Annotated in this window: 17 protein-coding genes; 6 read left to right on the top strand and 11 right to left on the bottom strand. The window is 43.0% G+C overall.

Features of this window, described 5'->3' with window-relative positions; translation table 11 throughout:
* Nucleotides 1–21: 21 nt before the first annotated feature.
* From bioA to AB5062_RS02025, 6 genes are all read right to left on the bottom strand, one after another.
* Nucleotides 22–1,293, bottom strand: coding sequence for an adenosylmethionine--8-amino-7-oxononanoate transaminase (bioA, locus tag AB5062_RS02050; protein WP_016270364.1), 1,272 nt, complete (start codon nucleotides 1,291–1,293; stop codon nucleotides 22–24).
* Nucleotides 1,294–1,331: 38 nt separating this feature from the next.
* Nucleotides 1,332–2,291, bottom strand: coding sequence for a biotin synthase BioB (gene bioB, locus AB5062_RS02045; RefSeq protein WP_016270363.1), 960 nt, complete (start codon nucleotides 2,289–2,291; stop codon nucleotides 1,332–1,334).
* A gap of 12 nt (nucleotides 2,292–2,303) precedes the next feature.
* A complete protein-coding gene (locus AB5062_RS02040; protein WP_005847981.1) occupies nucleotides 2,304–2,669 on the bottom strand; it encodes a hypothetical protein in 366 nt (121 codons plus the stop codon).
* Between the two features lie 152 nt (nucleotides 2,670–2,821).
* On the bottom strand, nucleotides 2,822–4,216 hold the full coding sequence (locus AB5062_RS02035; protein WP_016270361.1) for a glycoside hydrolase family 57 protein: 1,395 nt from the start codon (nucleotides 4,214–4,216) through the stop codon (nucleotides 2,822–2,824).
* Nucleotides 4,217–4,234: 18 nt separating this feature from the next.
* Nucleotides 4,235–5,500, bottom strand: coding sequence for a glycosyltransferase (locus AB5062_RS02030; RefSeq protein ID WP_005843349.1), 1,266 nt, complete (start codon nucleotides 5,498–5,500; stop codon nucleotides 4,235–4,237).
* Between the two features lie 14 nt (nucleotides 5,501–5,514).
* Nucleotides 5,515–7,455 carry a glycogen debranching enzyme N-terminal domain-containing protein gene (locus AB5062_RS02025; RefSeq protein ID WP_032953587.1) on the bottom strand — a complete coding sequence of 647 codons (1,941 nt, stop codon included), beginning with the start codon at nucleotides 7,453–7,455 and terminating at the stop codon, nucleotides 5,515–5,517.
* A 180-nt stretch (nucleotides 7,456–7,635) separates the two neighbouring features.
* Between AB5062_RS02025 and AB5062_RS02020 the strand changes: the two genes are divergently transcribed.
* Nucleotides 7,636–8,301 carry a rhomboid family intramembrane serine protease gene (locus AB5062_RS02020; protein WP_005847985.1) on the top strand — a complete coding sequence of 222 codons (666 nt, stop codon included), beginning with the start codon at nucleotides 7,636–7,638 and terminating at the stop codon, nucleotides 8,299–8,301.
* Between the two features lie 482 nt (nucleotides 8,302–8,783).
* On the opposite strand, the gene purT is transcribed toward AB5062_RS02020, so the two are convergent.
* The 3 genes from purT to AB5062_RS02005 all read right to left on the bottom strand — a co-directional run bounded on the left by purT (nucleotide 8,784) and on the right by AB5062_RS02005 (nucleotide 11,436).
* Nucleotides 8,784–9,962 carry a formate-dependent phosphoribosylglycinamide formyltransferase gene (gene purT, locus AB5062_RS02015; protein ID WP_255323734.1) on the bottom strand — a complete coding sequence of 393 codons (1,179 nt, stop codon included), beginning with the start codon at nucleotides 9,960–9,962 and terminating at the stop codon, nucleotides 8,784–8,786.
* Between the two features lie 88 nt (nucleotides 9,963–10,050).
* Complete coding sequence (locus AB5062_RS02010; RefSeq protein ID WP_016270358.1) at nucleotides 10,051–11,097, bottom strand: PspC domain-containing protein; 1,047 nt, start codon at nucleotides 11,095–11,097, stop codon at nucleotides 10,051–10,053.
* A 12-nt stretch (nucleotides 11,098–11,109) separates the two neighbouring features.
* Nucleotides 11,110–11,436: a PadR family transcriptional regulator gene (locus tag AB5062_RS02005; RefSeq protein ID WP_005843327.1), complete on the bottom strand. Its 327-nt coding sequence runs from the start codon at nucleotides 11,434–11,436 to the stop codon at nucleotides 11,110–11,112.
* Nucleotides 11,437–11,612: 176 nt separating this feature from the next.
* Between AB5062_RS02005 and AB5062_RS02000 the strand changes: the two genes are divergently transcribed.
* The gene (locus AB5062_RS02000) at nucleotides 11,613–12,110 is read left to right on the top strand and encodes a GNAT family N-acetyltransferase (RefSeq protein ID WP_005843325.1); all 498 of its coding nucleotides are present in this window, start codon (nucleotides 11,613–11,615) and stop codon (nucleotides 12,108–12,110) included.
* 20 nt (nucleotides 12,111–12,130) lie between these two features.
* Nucleotides 12,131–12,847 carry a DNA alkylation repair protein gene (locus tag AB5062_RS01995; RefSeq protein ID WP_016270357.1) on the top strand — a complete coding sequence of 239 codons (717 nt, stop codon included), beginning with the start codon at nucleotides 12,131–12,133 and terminating at the stop codon, nucleotides 12,845–12,847.
* 104 nt (nucleotides 12,848–12,951) lie between these two features.
* On the opposite strand, the gene AB5062_RS01990 is transcribed toward AB5062_RS01995, so the two are convergent.
* Nucleotides 12,952–14,202, bottom strand: coding sequence for a PNGase F N-terminal domain-containing protein (locus tag AB5062_RS01990; RefSeq protein ID WP_005843321.1), 1,251 nt, complete (start codon nucleotides 14,200–14,202; stop codon nucleotides 12,952–12,954).
* 119 nt (nucleotides 14,203–14,321) lie between these two features.
* On the bottom strand, nucleotides 14,322–15,839 hold the full coding sequence (locus AB5062_RS01985; protein WP_005843318.1) for a DUF4301 family protein: 1,518 nt from the start codon (nucleotides 15,837–15,839) through the stop codon (nucleotides 14,322–14,324).
* A 143-nt stretch (nucleotides 15,840–15,982) separates the two neighbouring features.
* Between AB5062_RS01985 and AB5062_RS01980 the strand changes: the two genes are divergently transcribed.
* The 3 genes from AB5062_RS01980 (at nucleotide 15,983) to AB5062_RS01970 (ending at nucleotide 19,079) form a co-directional block, all read left to right on the top strand.
* Nucleotides 15,983–18,196 carry a bifunctional (p)ppGpp synthetase/guanosine-3',5'-bis(diphosphate) 3'-pyrophosphohydrolase gene (locus tag AB5062_RS01980; protein WP_005843316.1) on the top strand — a complete coding sequence of 738 codons (2,214 nt, stop codon included), beginning with the start codon at nucleotides 15,983–15,985 and terminating at the stop codon, nucleotides 18,194–18,196.
* A gap of 21 nt (nucleotides 18,197–18,217) precedes the next feature.
* Nucleotides 18,218–18,571 (top strand): diacylglycerol kinase family protein, encoded by a 354-nt coding sequence (locus AB5062_RS01975; protein ID WP_005843313.1) that lies wholly within the window; start codon nucleotides 18,218–18,220, stop codon nucleotides 18,569–18,571.
* Between the two features lie 94 nt (nucleotides 18,572–18,665).
* Nucleotides 18,666–19,079 carry a DUF1573 domain-containing protein gene (locus AB5062_RS01970; protein ID WP_005843311.1) on the top strand — a complete coding sequence of 138 codons (414 nt, stop codon included), beginning with the start codon at nucleotides 18,666–18,668 and terminating at the stop codon, nucleotides 19,077–19,079.
* Nucleotides 19,080–19,261: the final 182 nt, after the last annotated feature.

Here is a 19,261-nt window from a genome sequence, read left to right as displayed (position 1 = left end):
TATTTTTCCCAATACTATCACTTATTCTTTTAATTCTCCTACTATCTTTACCAGTGAATGCGTCAATTTGCTCAATTCTTCCGGCTGAATTATAAAAGGCGGCATGATATACACCAGTTTTCCAAAAGGACGTACCCATACTCCTTCTTCGACAAAACGACGTTGCATGAAAGCCATATCTACCGGTTTCTTCACTTCAATAACCCCGATAGCTCCCAATACACGCACATCAGCCACCTGCGGCAATAAAGCAGCAGGAGCCAGCTCCCTCTTCAATTGTGATTCAATAGCCTTTACCTTTTCCTCCCAACTATATGAAAGCAACAATTCCACGGATGCTTTCGCTACGGCACAAGCCAACGGATTTCCCATAAAAGTAGGGCCGTGCATAAAGACTCCCGGATAACCGCCGGAAATGGTATCAGCCACCTCATCACTGGCAAGGACAGCAGAAAAAGTCATGTATCCACCGGTCAGTGCCTTACCTATGCACATGATATCGGGCTGGACACCTGCATGCTCCCAAGCAAACAGTTTCCCTGTTCTTCCGAAACCTGTCGCTATCTCATCAAAGATTAACAACAGACGATATTGCCTGCAAAGTTTCTCTACCTGGCGCAAAAACTCAGGATGATAAAAACGCATTCCGCCCGCCCCTTGTACAATAGGTTCCAAAATCAATGCAGCCATTTCTTCATGATGCTGTTCCAATATTTCCTTCAAGGGTTCTATATCCTCTTCATACCAGATTCCGCCAAAGCGCGACCGAGGAGCAGGAACAAAATAACGCACAGGCAATGTAGGGCCAAAAATATGATGCATACCGGTCACCGGATCACAAACGGACATGGCATTCCACGTATCTCCATGATATCCGGACTGAATAGTTACAAAATTATTTTTCTTTTCCTTCCCTTGCGCATACCAATATTGCACGGCCATTTTCAGTGCCACTTCTACCGCAACCGAACCGGAATCAGCATAAAATATTTTCTGCATACGGGGAGGAACAATCTTCAGCAACAACTTGCCTAATTCGATGGCCGGATCGTGTGTCAGTCCGCCGAACATGACATGGCTCATACGGTCTATCTGTTCCTTGAGCGCTTGGTTCAATACCGGATGATTGTATCCATGTACCATGCACCACCACGAAGACATCCCTTCTATCAAACATCTTCCGTCCTCCAATTCTATATATACTCCATCCGCCCGTCTTACCTTATAAGTGGACAGCGGATGAGTAGTCGATGTATAAGGATGCCATAAATGCTCCCTGTCAAAATTTTCCATATATTATTTCCTTATTGTTATAATAACTTTATAATGTATCAAAGCGAATACCCGGCCTCTTCTATCAATATTTTATCTTCTGATACTTTGGAACCTAATGTAGTCAGCAAATCTCCCACAATGGCAGAATTAATACCGATATACAATGCTTTCTTTACAGCTTCCACACTCATCTGTGAACGCCCTCCGGCAAAACGAAGAAAGGCTGTGGGATTGATAAAACGGAATAAAGCGATGGTTGTCAGAATCTCCGCCTCTGCAAGACGATCCATTTTTTCCAATGGAGTGCCGGGTATAGGCTGTAACAGGTTTATAGGAATAGACTGTACTTCCAATTCCCTCAGTGTAAAAGCAAACTCAATACGCTGTTCCATTGTTTCGCCCATGCCGATGATTCCTCCGCTACATACATCCATCCCCACCCTGCGTGCTGCCTGCAACGTTTCTATTTTCTGTTCTTGTGTATGAGTAGAACATAGAGATGAAAAATAAGAGGGAGCCGTTTCCAGATTACAATGATAACGGGTGATGCCTGCCTTAAACAGCCGTTCCAATTCCGCTTCATCCAGCAATCCTAAAGAAGCGCATAACTGAATATGCGAATGCGCACGCATGTACTCTGTTGTCTCACATAGCCGGTCCATGTTACGGCTACCCGGTTTCCTGCCGCTGGTCACCAAAGAAAAACGGGATACTCCCTGCGCTTCGTTATACAAAGCATGGCGCAGACATTCTTCCTTCCCAACCAAATCATAAACATCCGCTTTTGTTTTATAATGTGCAGACTGTGCGCACCATTTACAATTCTCAGGACATTTACCGGATTTAGCATTGATAATGGAACACATATCGAATTTCCGAGAAGCCAGGACCCGTGTTATCTCATGAGCCGCATCATACAAATCCTGTTTCTCTGCCTGGCAGGACAGCCAACGGGCTTCTTCTACGGTAATCTTCTCACCGCCCAACACTTTGTTTCTTATTGCATTCAGCATCATATACAGTTCATATTAAGACAAAAAAAGCCGAAAAGATGCATGGCACATCTTTCCGGCAAACAAATATTTATTTAAATAAAAAAGACAAATCACGTCAGCCACCTGTGGTTGAGGCAGTTGGATCCGAAACATTTGCAACATGGATTCAACAGGGGCCATTCCTTCTTCATATTCCTCTCCAGCATCCTCTTTCCGTGCGGAAGAGCAAACAGAGAATGCCGTGCAAACATTTGCCTGTTTACCCAACGATACATCGGCAATCTCCTTTTTCAGATTACCAATAGTTACATATTTGCCCAAGCTATAAAACATAGCGTACTTCTTCCGGCTCCAATAGCGGAAACGTATCGTATGTTTATTCTGGCACAATTGTTTCATGTTTTTTCGTATCTGAGATTGGCAAAGGTAAATAAAATATTCAATGCAGCAAACTTTTATATAGAAAAACACCGTTCCGCCTCTTACAACCTTAAAACCAGTTTTCCGAAAGCACAACGGTGAATTCTTAAGTCCTTTATATTATATTTCTGTTATTCTTCTTTCTTCGAAGCAGCTTTCTTGGCAACCGGCTTCTTTGCCGTTGCTTTCTTGGCCGCAGGTTCTTTCTTTACGGCAGGAGCCTTTTTGCCTTCAGCTTTCTCCAGTTTAGCCTGCAATCTCTCCACTTCCTTGTTCAAAGCCACCAATTCCTCGCCCTGATTCTTAATGGTAGTAAGCAACGAATTTAATTCTTCGTTATCCATATCTACCGGATACAACGAATTGACACGACTTATAAAATCACCCAAAATGTTCATATAGTTGGTGAAAGCATCATACGGAGAATCATAAATACCACGATTCAACCAAATACCGGTATTCTTAGTGGTCATGAAGCGGAAATTATTACTTGCCTGCAAATAATCCCAATCCTGCTTAATACGGCGATCATCGCACAAATGAACACGTTCTGCCACACTATAAAGTTTATTGAAAGCCTCACGCTGCATCACATTGCCTAACCACGGACTGATATCGCGTTCCTCGTCTATCCATGACATAGGATAAGGAACATCCACCTGATCCACAGATTTCAGTTTGGTAATGATATCGGTCGGAGTAGAGAAAGTAACCCCTCTTTCTTTTGCGCAGACAGGCAGTGCTTTCATAAATTCCAAAATATTGGAAGACAATGGCTGGGCGATACCCAAAGCAGAAAGTTCCATGAAAATATTGATAACCTGCTCCTCCTCCGGCAAAGCTGCAATCCAATCTATATATTTGTCGGCAAACAACGGATATTCATTCCATTCGGAATTAGAGAAACGCAGGCTGATGTCATCAGACAATTTGAAATCGCGAAGCAATAACTTCAAGTTCGGATTCATGGCACAATGATACAGGTAGTGCGGGCTCTTCCAACCCAAAATATGTTTCGCGCCTTCAGTCAACATACCTTTAAAGCCCATATCGGCTATCGTAGCGCCAATATCATTCGAATAAATCAAGCTGGAGTTACGGAATACCTTCGGCTCCTTGCCAAATATTTGTTTAATCTTGGTACGCATACGTTCCACTTCTTCGCGGAAACAATCTTCATTAGCCAATGAGGAAAGACCGTGAGAATAAGGTTCGCACAAGAATTCGCAACATCCGGTCTCATTCAACTGATGCAACAACTCGATTACACCGGGCGCATGCACTTCCAACTGTTCCAGCGCCACACCCGAGATAGACAAAGCCACCTTGAAAGTATCACCGTGATTCTTTGCCATTTCAATCAACGCACTCAGCGCAGGAATATACGAGCGTTCGGCTATATCACTGATGCCGCGCTCATTTTCATAATCATCATAATAATAATGGTCACGGCCTATATCAAAACAGCGATAGCGTTTCAGATGGATAATTTGATGTATTTCAAAATAAAGACATATTGTTTTCATATCCTAGTTATTGTTTTATTATTTACCATAGTTTTTTAACACCTGCTCATAGAGGGCACGGATTCTCAAGCCGACTTTCTCCCATGTAATGCCATCCACCTCTTTCTTTCCTTCTTCCTGCAGATATTGGAAAAGAGAAGGATTCGTACAAATAGAATAGATGGCATCGGCCATAGCGTTGATATCCCAATAATCTGTCTTGATTACTTTATCCAAAATTTCACCGCAACCCGATTGCTTTGAGATGATAGAAGGAGTTCCGCACTGCATAGCCTCTAAAGGAGCAATACCAAAAGGTTCTGACACGGAAGGCATTACGAATACATCACTGTTTTTATATGCTTCATAAACCTGACGCCCACGCTGGAACCCCGGGAAATGAAAACGGTCTGCAATACCTCGTTCCGCAGCCAGATTGATCATGGCGTCCAGCATGTCTCCCGATCCTGCCATTACAAAACGGATGTTACGGGTACGCTTCAAGACCAATGCGGCGGCTTCCACAAAATACTCGGGTCCTTTCTGCATCGTGATACGCCCCAGGAAAGTCACCACTTTTTCTTTCGAGTGATCAGGACGAGGAATGTCCAGCAAATCTTGCGAAAGCGGATAAACGGCATTGTGCATGGCAAAACATTTGCGCGGGTCTTGATGATATTGGTGAATAACAGTCTGACGGGTCAGCTCGGACACACACATAATACAGTCGGCATGATCCATGCCATTCTTTTCCATAGCATATACTGTAGGATTCACTTTACCGCGCGAACGGTCAAAATCAGTAGCATGCACATGGATGCACAAAGGTTTGCCACTTACCAGCTTGGCATGCACACCAGCCGGATAAGTCAGCCAGTCGTGCGCATGGATAATATCAAATTCTTGCTGGCGCGCAACCACACCGGCAATAATAGAAAAGTTATTGATCTCATCATGAAGGTTTCCCGGATAGCCGCCGGCAAACTCCATACACCCCAGATCATTGACGTGCATATATGAGAAATCAGAATAGATATGATCACGGAAAGCATAATACTGTTCCGGAGTCGAAGTCGAAAGACGTGACTTTAAGTAATCATAATCCACATCACGCCACACAATGGGCACTTGGTTCATGCCTATAATGTTCAGAAACTTTTCTTCGTCGCCACAAGGTTTGGGCAAACAGAAGGTTGTTTCCATATCACCTTGCAGACTCAGACCTTTTGTTATACCGTAAGATGCTACAGCAAGACCACCATATATTTTGGGAGGAAATTCCCATCCAAACATTAATACTTTCATACAGGTCCCTCCTTTCAATAATTGTATTTACTCAATAAATATAATACTCGCAATATCTCTGCCACATTCATAGCGAATGATACAGCTCCACGACCTTTGAAAGGCGGGTTACCATCAAACAGTTCAGGTATAGAGCCAATACAATGAGAAGTCATTTCGTCTTCGTAGCCTATCAGCTGACGCTCCACAAATCCTATGCTACTCATTTTATAAATACGAAGGTAAGCTTCAAAATAGAAGCCAGCCAGCCAAGGCCATGCGGTACCTTGATGATAAGCATAATCACGCTGCATCTGAGGACCTACATAGTTCGGGTTGTAACCGCCACTCTTCGGGCTGAGCGAACGGAGCCCTTTCGGGGTAAGCAGTTCTTTGGTCACAATGTCCAACACCCCTTTCTTCTGACGGGCATCAAGCGGAGAATAGTCGAATGCTACAGTAAATATCATGTTCGGACGCACACTCCAGTCCATCATATTGCCATCCACATAATCCAGTAAATAACCATACTCATTCAAGAAAGTATCCACGAAAGCCTTTCCCGTCTTTTCTGCCAATACATTTAACGTTTCAGCCAAATTATTGTTTCCACCTTCGCCCAACAGTTCATTTGTAAAGCGTAAAGCATTATACCACAAAGCATTAATTTCTACGATATAGCCTGTACGAGGAATCACAGGACGTCCGTTTGCGGTAGAATTCATCCATGTGATAGCCTTTTCCGTTCCGTTGGCATATAGCAGACCGTTTGAATGCAAGAAAAGGTTCGGATGATTCTCCCGGCGAAGGTATTCCATAATGTCCTGCAACAATGTACCATATTTCTCACGGCATTGGTCACGCGACACCATCTTGGCATATTGCTGGATACACCACACTGCCCAAAGCAAAACATCAGGATGCTCCATTTCGTACACTTTAACATCATCAGGCTCATCATTAATAAAGTCATGAATTGCCTTGCGGGCCGTTTCCATCACCATTTCAAACTTAGCCACTTCATCAATCGCCAATGTCAGTCCCGGCAGGGAAATAAACATATCGCGCGCACGGCATTTAAACCACGGATATCCTGCCAGAATATAAAACTCATCTCCCTGTTTATTTAAGAACTGATGGGCAGCATTTATCAGACAGTGCTGGAAATTATCACGCGGAGTACGTTCTTCCACCTCCTCTTCAAAGGTTCTCTTTAATGTACGGGTACCGGCCTCGGAAACACCTCCTGAAAAGACAATGCTTTCACCTTTCTTTATGTCCACTTCAAAATAACCCGGAACATACAAATCTTCATTAAAATCATATCCTCTCTCCTGCTCTTTGGGATACTCAATTCCCCGATACCAATCCGGCTGATAGTGGAATTCGTTCTTCTTGTTCAATTGCATATATAATTCGGGATAGCCCGGATACATGCATGTCTTGATCCCATTGTCCACCTCCTGATAGTCACGGCTGGCTTGTGCGTTCTCATGAGTATACTGACGGACGCTGCGGAAAGCCAGAAACGGACGCAAACGCAACGTAGTGGCCGAATGTGCCTCCAGCAAAGTATAACGGATTAAAATTCTATTTTCATGATGAACGAAAAGCTTTTCCTTCTTCAGAATCACACCACCTACCCGGTATATAGTGGTAGGAACTTTCTCACACTCGAATTCCCGGATATACTTGTGTCCCCTGGGGCTGTAATTGTCACCCTGATACTTATGAAGCCCCAGGTTAAATTCAGCGCCGTGTTGTATCACTGTTTCATCCAACGACGATAACAATACATGGTTTTCATCATCCAGCTCAGGCACCGGAATGACAAGCAATCCATGATATTTTCTCGTATTGCAATCAACAATGGTTGTACAATGGTAAGCCCCTGAACGGTTTGTGCGGAGAATTTCTTTCGGTAATGATTCCCCGAGGTTCGTCATAAGAGTCTTGTCAAATCGTAAGTAACTCATAGTTGTTATTTTAAGGTTATAAATCAAATTTCCATATCAATTTGTGTCACATATTATTTTTGTATGCAACGCTCAAAATTAGTAATTAAATGGATAAAGCAAAATTAAATAGCAAAATATTTTTCATTTTTCGCTCAAATATCCGTAGTATTGCACAGAAATCAGCATAATTATGACAAAATGAAACTTGAAATTCAAAAAATTCTATTGGCTTTTGCTCTTCCGTTATTACTTCTTTTCATTCTGTACACCCTGCGTACAATGGAAAGTGTCATGAATTGGGATTTTATCACCTGGGGCATATATCCCAAAGAAACCAAAGGAATAATGGGGATTCTCACTTCTCCGTTGATACACGCCGATTGGGGACATTTATTTGCGAACACTTTTCCTCTTCTTTTTTTATTATGGTGTCTGCTCTACTTTTATCGTGATTTGGGCATTGGTATACTTTTTTTCATCTGGATAGTCAGTGGAATACTTACATTTATAATAGGCAAGCCTGGATGGCATATAGGTGCCAGCAGTATAATTTATTCACTCGCCTTCTTTCTGTTCTTCAGTGGCATTCTCCGCAAACACGTTCCTTTAGTAGCCCTGTCATTGCTTGTCACCTTTCTATATGGCAGCCTGGTATGGAACATGTTCCCGCAGTTCGCTTCCTCCACCACTTCTTGGGAGGGACACTTGGGGGGCGCAGCGGCCGGAATAGCCGCAGCTATATTGTTCAGACACAAAGGTCCTCAACAACCGGAACTTTTCATTGACGAGGAAGAAGAAGATAACAGGAGTTATCCGGAAGACGAAGAAGTCATTACAAATCCGGACCAAGAAAAGAAAGAATGACTAAACCAATCTTTCCGCCTCATGAAGTCCAAAGGACCGGAAGGGATGAAAAAAGCAATAACCCGCTAACGGAATTAAACGAATGCTCATATCCTCCCTATTGTATAAGCCTTTTCTATCTTCAGATTAAACCTTTTTATACGGATATATTCTATCTCCATAGCCTTTGGAGTTATCTCCCAAGGCTATGGAGTTAACTCCAAAGCTTATGGAGACAACTCCAAAGGCTTGCGGAGATAAAACAGGCAGGAAGAAAACCCTTAACCATACGTCAGGAAAGGTTTAGGAATCCGAATAAAATATTTTAAGGATGAATCTGATTACAAGGCCACATACTCCTTACAGAAAAAAGTCTCCCTACGCCCTTCTTTTAAAAAGAAAAACTATAAAACCTTGTTTCAGGGAAGCACACCTTTGGAACAACAAAAGGTCCGGACTTGGAAAAGCCCGGACCTTTATTTTATATCCATCAATACAAGATATTAATACACCTCTACCTTTGCAGCAGCAGCCTTGCACTTGTCACGCAAAGCGTCCAAGTCACTGCCATTAGGAGCATAACAAACCACAACTCCCATACGGCGGTTCAATTTTGTATAAGGTTTACCAAAAATACGGAGATAAGTATTTGTCTCCTTACAAACTTCCTCTTCACCACGATAACGGGGAGCTTCCTTGCTGGCAATTGGAGAAAGAATCACTGCACTGGCCCCTATGCGTTCTTGTGTAATTTCAGGGATAGGAAGTCCTAACACCGCACGCAGATGCAACTCAAACTCATTTAAATTCTGAGTACCTGCCAAAGTCACCATTCCGGTATCATGCGGACGGGGAGAAAGTTCGGAGAAATAAACTCCGTTTTCATGACTCAAGAAAAATTCAACTCCCCAGATTCCCGCACCGGTCAAAGCCGCCGTCACTTTATCGGCCATACGCTGTGCCTCCTTCAAATGTTCGGGATCAATGTGCGCCGGCTGGAAACTTTCCCTATAATCTCCCCCTTTCTGTACATGTCCGATAGGCGGACAGAACAAAGTAGGACCGTTTTTCTGAGTGACGGTGAGCAAAGTAATCTCACTATCGAACTGAATAAATTCCTCAATGATCAATTCTTTAATATCTCCACGACTGCCTTCACACCCATAATGCCATGCCTGTTCCAACTCATCCGCGCTCTTGACCAAAGACTGGCCTTTGCCGGATGAAGACATCAAAGGTTTCACCACACAGGGAAAACCAATCTCTTTTGCGGCCTCCTGCAATTCTTCCAAAGACTTGGCATAGAAATACTTGGCTGTCTTTAATCCTAATTCCTTAGCTGCCAAATCACGAATGGCCTTGCGGTTCATCGTGAAATTCACTGCACGGGCACTCGGCACTACTTGAATACCTTCCTGTTCCAAATGATACAGACGTTCGGTACGGATAGCTTCAATTTCAGGCACAATTATATCCGGCTTGTGTTTGGCTACCACAGCATCCAACGCATCACCGTCAAGCATACTGAACACTTCAAATTCATCAGCCACCTGCATGGCCGGAGCACCTGCATAAGAGTCGCAAGCAATAACATACTGCCCTTTACGTTTTGCCGCAATGACGAATTCCTTACCTAATTCGCCAGAACCCAGCAATAAAATCTTCTTAGTCATAGTATTTATATATGTTTGATATTCCTTACAAAAAACGGAGAGTTGAGAACAAAACACCTCTTGATTCCCAACTTTCCATCTGCAAAGATAGTGTATTTTATAAACTATACGATATCATTGAAGCAATATTTGGATCATTCAGTACAAAGAAAACACCCACTCCCAACGCGATGAGCCACAATACGATAAATATAATTTTAGTTACAATGGACATGGGTTGCCAACCTCCAAAATGACGCATCAGCATGTGTATCAGTCCTATAATAGGAATACCGATAACCAGAATACCTGCTACGGACATAGCGACAGTCAACCCCGGAGAGCTACCCACCGTAGCCCAATTAACCGCAGGCAGCACCTCATAAAGCACAGCCGGCAATGCAGCAATCAGTCCCGTAGCCGCCATCAGCAATGCAAAAAAGACAATCAATAATACAAACAATACAGGCGCACAGCAAATAGCAATGAAAACAAGCAGGAACTTGATAAGGAACCCTGCCACAGACACAATCCCCTCCCCTATCTTTTGCAAGATACTCCTAGGACGGTCTGAGCGTACATAATCATTCACTTTTTCAAATCCGTCTGTTACAGTCTTGCCTATATTCTCCATATTAATAGCAGCCCCCTTCATGGCGAGTTTCTCGGGAGCGGTACGCGCCATAGGAATAATAATCCACGCTATGATATAAGCCAATATCACCCCATGAACAAAGAAACCAAGAACCAATAGAATGATACGTACCCAAGTAACATCCCATCCCATATAAGCAGCCAGTCCGGAAGCCACTCCACCTAGTACCTTATTGTCCGGATCACGAAACAAGCGGCGCATAGTGGTTCCTTTTTGTTTTTCCGAACCCGATGCTTCTCCACTTTCTTCATCGGAAAGATCTTCGGGTTTACCCATCCGGGCTATGATTTCTTCCACATCTTCAATGGTAATAACCTGTTTACCTTCATTCAAACGGTCGGTAAACAGCTCAGAGATACGTAATTCTATATCATGTACAATTTCTTCCGCTCCCTCCTCACGACAGAAGTGAATACGCAGGTTAGTTAAATAGTTATCCAACAAATGGTAAGCGTCTTCGTCTATATGATAAACGGTACCTCCTAAATTTATGGTTAAAGTCTTTTTCATTGTATCCTGTTTTTAATTGTTTTTTAAATGATTCACTGTATTCGCCAGCTCCTCCCAGGCAGCCTCCAGTCCGCTAAGGAATGTTTCACCCTGAGGAGTGAGACTATAATATTTACGAGGTGGTCCCTGAGTGGACTCTACCCATTCGTATGAGAGCAGGTCATCGTTTTTCAGCCGGGTAAGCAGCGGATAAAGCGTCCCTTCTACTACAATGAGCCGGGCTTCTTTCAATTTTTGAATGATATCCGAAGCATATGACGGCTCTTTGTGCAACAACAATAAAATGCAGTATTCCAGCATTCCTTTGCGCATCTGAGATCGTACATTGTCTACATTCATAATCTATAATACTTTGTTTGGCACAAATATATGTATTATACAAGTACCTTGTATTACATAGTTCTACTATTTTGCATAAATTAATATTTAAACAAGAAAAAGAAAGGAATCCCCTTTTTTTCTTGCAAAAAGTTTATCTTTGCCTCTCGTTATAACACTAAAAAGATATAAAGATCATGTTTACCATAAAAAAGGCAACGACCAATGATATTCAGTTGATTAACGAGATGGCTCAGATCGTGTTTCCGGCTACCTACCGGGAAATTCTTTCAAAAGAACAATTGGATTACATGATGGACTGGATGTACTCTCCGAAAAACCTGCGTAAACAAATGGAAGAGGAAGGGCACATCTATTACATAGCTTACAAAGATGGAGAAGCTGCCGGATATGTTTCCATACAGCCCGAAGGAGAACATTTATTTCATCTGCAGAAAATCTATGTACTTCCCCTTTTTCAAGGTTGCCGGTTGGGCAAAGCACTATTTGAGCAGGCCGTCAAAGCAATTAAAGAAATCCATCCCGGACCTTGCGAAATGCATTTGAATGTAAACCGTAACAATAAGGCTTTACAATTCTACCAACATTTGGGAATGGAAAAAGTTGCAGAAGGAGATTTCCATATAGGCAACGGATATTATATGAACGATTATATCATGGGACTGAAAATCTAACCCTATCTTACAAAAACAAAATGGACGAATATCGTATCAATGGATTGACCATAAAAGAAAATTTGCTGCAACTGGCAGAAAATGGAAATAAAAAGTTTACCGAATCGCTGCATCCGGGAATAGAAAATGTATTGGGTATCCGCATCCCTGCCCTAAGGCGGTTAGGAGCACAAATTGCCAAAGATGACTGGGAGAGTTATCTACAGACTGCGGATACTTATTATATGGAGGAACGTATGCTACAAGGTATGGTAATAAGTAATCTGAAAATGAAAGACACGCAAGCATATCTTTCACTGGTTGCCCGGTTTATTGCCATCATCAACAGTTGGTCTGTTTGTGACACCTTTGACTTTTACGGCAAACAACGGTTTGTGGACAAGAACAAGAAAAGGGTCTGGCTATTTTTGGAAGACCGGATGAAATCCGACAAAGAATATGAAATACGTTTCGGAGTAGTAATGGCAATGGCTCATTATATTGACGAAGAGTATATAGACAACGTATTGCAATGGATGGACCGGATCAGTCACGAAGGATATTATGTGAAGATGGCTGTAGCATGGGCTTTATCCGTATGTTATGTCAAGTTTCCTCAAAAAACGATGAACTATCTGAAGGAAAATCATTTAGATGACTTTACTTACAATAAGGCACTACAAAAAATCATAGAATCTTATCGGGTAAGCACGGAGGACAAAGAAATCATCCGCAGCATGAAAAGAAAAAACAAATAATGTCCATTTACCGCAAAGAGGCTTTGAATCCTTCCGAAAGAAATTCACCATTCATATTCGGAAAGATTCAAACCGCTCCAGCAGCTATTAATAATCGGGAAAAGTTATTCCTCCCAAACCAAATAAGCTGAAACCAGCCAATGATTCAATTTATTGCCATCTACCTGTTGTGCCTCAGGGATACTTACCTTAAAAGAATGTTTACCGGCCGACAAGTCACCAATAACAGCCTCCTCAGGCATCACATCGCTACCCGGACACCAATTGGAACGGGACAAATCCGAAGAAGCCAAAGGTTCTTCAATCTCTTTTGTCGTATACCCCTTATCACCTATATATGCGGCAACTCGTGGTATCAGCCATACTCCCGTGGCCGGATTAAAACGGCGGAAAGAAGCACAGTCATCACGCCAAGGAATGAAATTCAACACCTCCTTGCCATCAACAGACACGATGTTCCGTTTCTCCACAAACTCATCTCCGCCACTATGTCCTCCGTGACCTGTTACAATATACTTCAAACGAACATTCTTGGCAGCTTTCGGCATATCAAAATCCATCACCACATCTTTGCGTGAGAAAATATCCGGATAAGTCTGTCCGATATAATACACCGTATTCATCAAAGGCTTCACACGGCGCTCCGGCATCACGTCGCAAGTGATCTTACTCTCCTTCACATCCAATTCCATACTGGCCACATACCCCTCGGCAGTCCATGTATCAATATAAATTCCCACGTATGCCTCTCTCTCCAATGCCGGATAAAGATCGGTAATATCCTGCACCCAAGTCACACTCTTTTCCCATTTCGGGATATATACAGGACGCCTCTTGCTGCTCAAAGAATCATTATCCGAACTATAATACCCCACACCGAACGGGGTCATAAAACGCATCAGTTCAAGGGTAGGCACATAATCCTGACCCGGAACAATACCAATCATTTTTTCATATTTGGTACTGTCTACCGCAGGAAACGCCCTCTTGCCTTCGGCTATATTCATCAGATTAATCACCGATTCTTTGGGAAGCACAAAACAAGAGCCAGATTTATCCCAACGGTCACCATTGGAAGCTACAGTTACTTTCAGGGTAACATCCACATCCCTTTTATAATCGGGCAAGGTTATTTTCTTTAAAATGATACGCCCGTTTACCAGACGGATCACTCCGTCAGCATTGGCAGGAGTATAATTAGGGAAAGAATCGGGACGAAAACAAACAGGGGTTTTGTCGAATACTTGAATATGAGTATTTCCCAATGCCGGTAATTCTTTGTGATTTGCAGCATCGGCCGGCATCATAAAAGTTGCCGCCACAGCCAGTGGGGCAATAAAGGTCAGCAGGTTCATTCTTTTTAATTATAGGTTAGTAATCAAGGGTATATAAATTAATTTCACAAAAAACTACACGGACCTACACAAATCGTCCGATCTGTATAAATCCATGTAGTCTATAATAAAAAAAGGAATTATTGATGCTGTTCACGCAACAAATCATTCACAGTCTTCACCGGATTAAAGGTACTCAACGGCACTTCAACAAAAACAGTGTTCCAGTCACTCATTGCGCCGTTCCACAAGCCCGGAAGCTCCAATGCTTTCAGTTCTCTACCGTTCTTTGATTTATAAGAGATAAAACCTGTAGCCTTATCCACATACTTCACCAAGTCGAATTTGTTTCCTTTATAATCGCGTACCGCACACACCAAATCCACCGGATTAAAGTGAGTACCCTTCTCGAACATCTCTTTCTTGACCGGATCATTCATGTCAATCTGAGAACTTTCCAAAATTTGCAATGAAACAGTACCATCCGCATTATAAGCCAGGAACGGGCCGCCTCCCGGTTCACCCACATTCTTCACCATACCGCATACACGCATCGGACGGTTCAACTTCTTACGCAGATAAATAACCAGGTCGGCATCTTCCAGATCCTTGATATCCAGTTTGCGGCAACATAAAGTCTGCTGTAAGAAACGAATGATCTCTTCCAGCTGCGCATGTGTATATTTACCGCCATCCAGTAATTCCAAATATTCAAATACCTGCTTCTGCAGAGTAACCAGTACCCCCGCAATCAGCTTTTTATACGTAACAGTATCCTCTTTCAAGCGATCGGGAACCACATTATCTATATTCTTGATAAAGATAACATCGGCATCCAAATCATTCAGGTTCTCAATCAGCGCGCCGTGCCCCCCCGGACGGAACAACAGCTTGCCTTTATCGCGGAAAGGTTTGTTCTCCATATCGGCAGCAACCGTATCCGTACTCGGCTTCTGTTCAGAAAACGACACATCATATTCCACCCCGTATTTCTTTGCATAAACGGCAACCTTCTCTTCCACCAGCTTTGTGAACAACTCACGATGTTCCGTAGAGACGGTGAAATGCACATTCACTTTTCCGGTCTTGCCTGCCGCATACAACGCACCCTCCACCAAATGTTCTTCCAGCGGTGTACGCACACCATCCGCATACCGATGGAATTTCAACAACCCCTTCGGTAATGCCCCATAGTTCAAGCCGGCAGCTTCCAACAAATTGGCTACTATAGGTTTATACTCCTTCCCGGCCATCAAAGCATCAATATCCTTTCCTGTATTATCCATACAAGCCGCATTCAAGTCATTGTAGAATGCGAAGCTATGAATATGGTCGAAAAATTTCTTTTCGAAATCAGTCTTCGGAGTATTATAATCAGCCCCCAGGAATTCGAACAAATTCTTGAACATGCGGCTGGCAGCACCAGAGGCGGGTACAAACTTCACGATAGTTTTCTCCCCTTCCTTATATGTATCCCATGCTTCCAAATAATTTTTCATTTCATTTTCGGCGGGAGCCATGATTCCCTTTTCAACAGAAGCGGCTGCATCCAACTTCAAAAATGGGAAACCCTTTTCAAAGCAAGCCAGTTGTTCTGCAATCTGCTGCTCGGAAATTCCTTTTTTCACTAATAAGTCTTTGTCTTCAGGTGTTAACATAAGTACATGATTTTATATGGTTTAAATAAATTGTTACCTTATTCTTTCACTATTAATTGCCCAAAAATACAAAAAAATGCGAGAACACTACCTAATAAATAAAGAAAAAAACTACCTTTACCCTCGAAAAGATTTCACGTGTTATGGAAGAAAAAGCATTTTTCACAGCCAAAGAGCGTGAGCAACTGTTCGCCCTCTATAAACGATTGCTGCAATTATCCGGCGACACCTTGCAGAAGGGTGATTGCCATAAGTTAAAAATACACCTCATAAAAGCAGTTGCCGAAGGTAACCTGCCACGAAATTGTTTCGGAATGAATCCTATCATCAAAGATATGCAGACCGCTGTCATCGTGGCCGAGGAAATTGGGATGAAACGGGCTTCCATCCTGGGGATCATGCTGCACGAATCGGTAAAGAACCATTTATGCACCTTAGCATCTGTACAACAGGAATATGGAGAGGATGTAGCGGGGATCATACGCGGTCTTGTGAAAATCAATGAGCTATACTCCAAAAGCCCTACCATAGAATCGGAAAATTTCCGCAACCTGCTGCTCTCCTTTGCCGAAGACATGCGTGTTATTCTGATCATCATTGCAGACCGCGTGAACCTGATGAGACAGATAAAGGAGACTCCCAATATAGAAGCACGCACCCAAGTAGCCAACGAAGCTGCCTATCTGTACGCACCGCTGGCACACAAGCTGGGGCTATACAAACTGAAATCGGAGCTGGAAGACCTTTCCTTGAAATATACTGAACACGACGTATATTATCATATAAAGGACAAACTGAACGAAACGAAAGCCTCCCGTGACAAATACATAGCCGCCTTTATCGAACCGATACAGCATAAGCTGGAAGAAGCAGGATTGAAGTTCCACATGAAAGGGCGTACCAAGTCCATCCATTCCATCTATCAGAAAATGAAGAAACAGAAATGTCCCTTCGAAGGAGTGTATGACTTGTTTGCCATCCGAATCATTCTGGACTCTCCCGTCGACAAGGAAAAACAAGAATGCTGGCAGGTATATTCCATTGTGACCGATATGTATATGCCCAATCCCAAACGTCTGCGCGACTGGCTCTCCGTACCCAAAAGTAACGGATACGAATCCTTGCATACCACTGTAATGGGGCCTGAAGGCAAATGGGTGGAAGTACAGATACGCACCGAACGCATGGACGAGATAGCGGAACGTGGTCTGGCAGCCCACTGGCGTTACAAAGGCGTAAAAGGAGAAAGCGGTCTGGATGAATGGCTGACCTCCATCCGGGAAACACTGGAGAACGCCGACAGTGACCTGGAAGTGATGGACCAGTTCAAACTGGAATTATACGAAGACGAAGTATTCGTATTCACCCCCAAAGGTGACTTGTACAAGATGCCGAAAGGAGCGACCGTACTGGACTTTGCTTTCGCCATCCACAGCAAACTGGGGTCCAAGTGTATCGGAGCAAAGGTGAACGGAAAGAACGCACAATTAAAGCAAACGCTGAACAGCGGTGACCAGGTAGAAGTCATGACTTCAAACACCCAGACACCCAAACGCGACTGGCTGAACATCGTCACCACTTCGAAGGCAAGAACCAAAATACGCCAGGCCATCAAAGAGATAGAAGCCCGCCAGACAGAGTTCGCCAAAGAAACCATAGAACGTAAATTCAAGAACCGCAAACTGGAATACGATGAAGCAGTGATGATGCGCCTGATAAAAAAGCTGGGATACAAAACCGTAACCGAGTTCTACCAGGACATAGCCAACGAGACAAGAGATGCGAACGACATCATCGAAAAATACCTGGAACTGAAGAAAAAGGAAACGGAAAACCGGGAAGATATTGTCTATCGCAGCGCCGAGAATTTCAGCATGCAGACAGCACAGGACGACAAGACCTTCAAAGAGGACGTACTGGTCATTGATCAGAATTTGAAAGGACTGGACTTCAAATTAGCCAAATGCTGTAACCCTATCTATGGCGATGATGTATTCGGATTTGTAACCATCAGCGGAGGAATCAAAATACACCGTACCGACTGTCCTAACGCACGGGAGTTGCAATCACGTTTCGCCTACCGTATCGTAAAGGCGCGTTGGGCTGGGAAAAGCCACGGCAAACAATACCCCATCACGCTGCGCATCGTTGGCCATGACGATATAGGAATTGTGACAAATATCACCTCCATTATCAATAAGGAAAACGATATCCTGCTCCGTTCCATCAGTATCGACTCGCACGACGGGCTGTTCAGCGGCATGATGACCGTAATGGTAGATGATACTTCAAAGCTGGAATCATTAGTAAAAAAGATAAAGACAGTAAAAGGAGTAAAACAGGTAAACAGAGGATAAACTCACCCCAAACTTAAAAAAATGAATGAACTGCATAAACGACTAAAAAGCTTTACATACGCCTGGAAAGGCGTATGTAGTTTTTTAAGCAAGGAACACAATGCCTGGATACATTGCGCAGCCATCATCGCCGTAACCATTGCAGGCATCCGGTTTGAAATAACACGCACCGAATGGCTTGTCATCCTCCTGTGCTTTGCAATGGTACTGGCTGCCGAAGCATTCAACACAGCCATAGAACGCCTGGTAAACCTGGTATCACCAGACTACCATCCTATAGCCGGAGACGTAAAGGACATAGCGGCAGGAGCCGTACTGATTTGCGCTATCTTTGCCGCCCTCATAGGGTTGATTATCTTTGTCCCTTATTTTTAAAGGTGTTAATTTACCATTTATTTCACTAACAGTTAAAGACCTTTTATAAAAAAAACAGTAATTTAGCCCCGATAATTTTTAAAAAGTGGAACTAATGAAGAAAATTTTGCTTTCAACATTATTGTTGATTATAGGGTTAACCACATACGCAGCCGTATGGCAATCTCAAGGAGAAGCAGAAATAACCTTTGAGAAAACAACACATAACTTCGGTTCATTCCCCGAGTCTAGCCCGAAAGTTACTTGCGTTTTCAAATTCAAAAATTCGGGAGACGGTCCCTTGGTCATTCATCAAGCGATCGCATCTTGCGGATGTACTGTTCCCCAATATCCTAAAGAGCCCATCAAACCGGGTGAAAGTGGACAGATAACAGTGACTTATAATGGAGCCGGCAAATTTCCGGGACATTTCAAGAAATCAATCACTATCCGCACAAACGGGAAAAATGAAATGACACGTCTTTATATAGAAGGTGATATGACCCCGAAAAGCACAGTTGCAGAATAGAATTCTCACATCATAAGAGAGAGGATGTATCAAAACAAAAGAAGATTCGAGTTTGATACATCCTCTTTTTATATCCGGAAAACACTGCCCCGCCTGCCTGTATCCAAGTAAAGACAAAAAAATAAGAAAAAAAGAACATTTTTCCCCAATAATAAGCCACTCTTATTCTGATTAAAATAACG

The organism is Phocaeicola sp. RTP21359st1_B8_RTP21360_211022 (genome assembly GCF_040911965.1).
Taxonomy (GTDB): domain Bacteria; phylum Bacteroidota; class Bacteroidia; order Bacteroidales; family Bacteroidaceae; genus Phocaeicola; species Phocaeicola vulgatus.
This window is presented reverse-complemented; position numbering and strand designations above follow the sequence as displayed.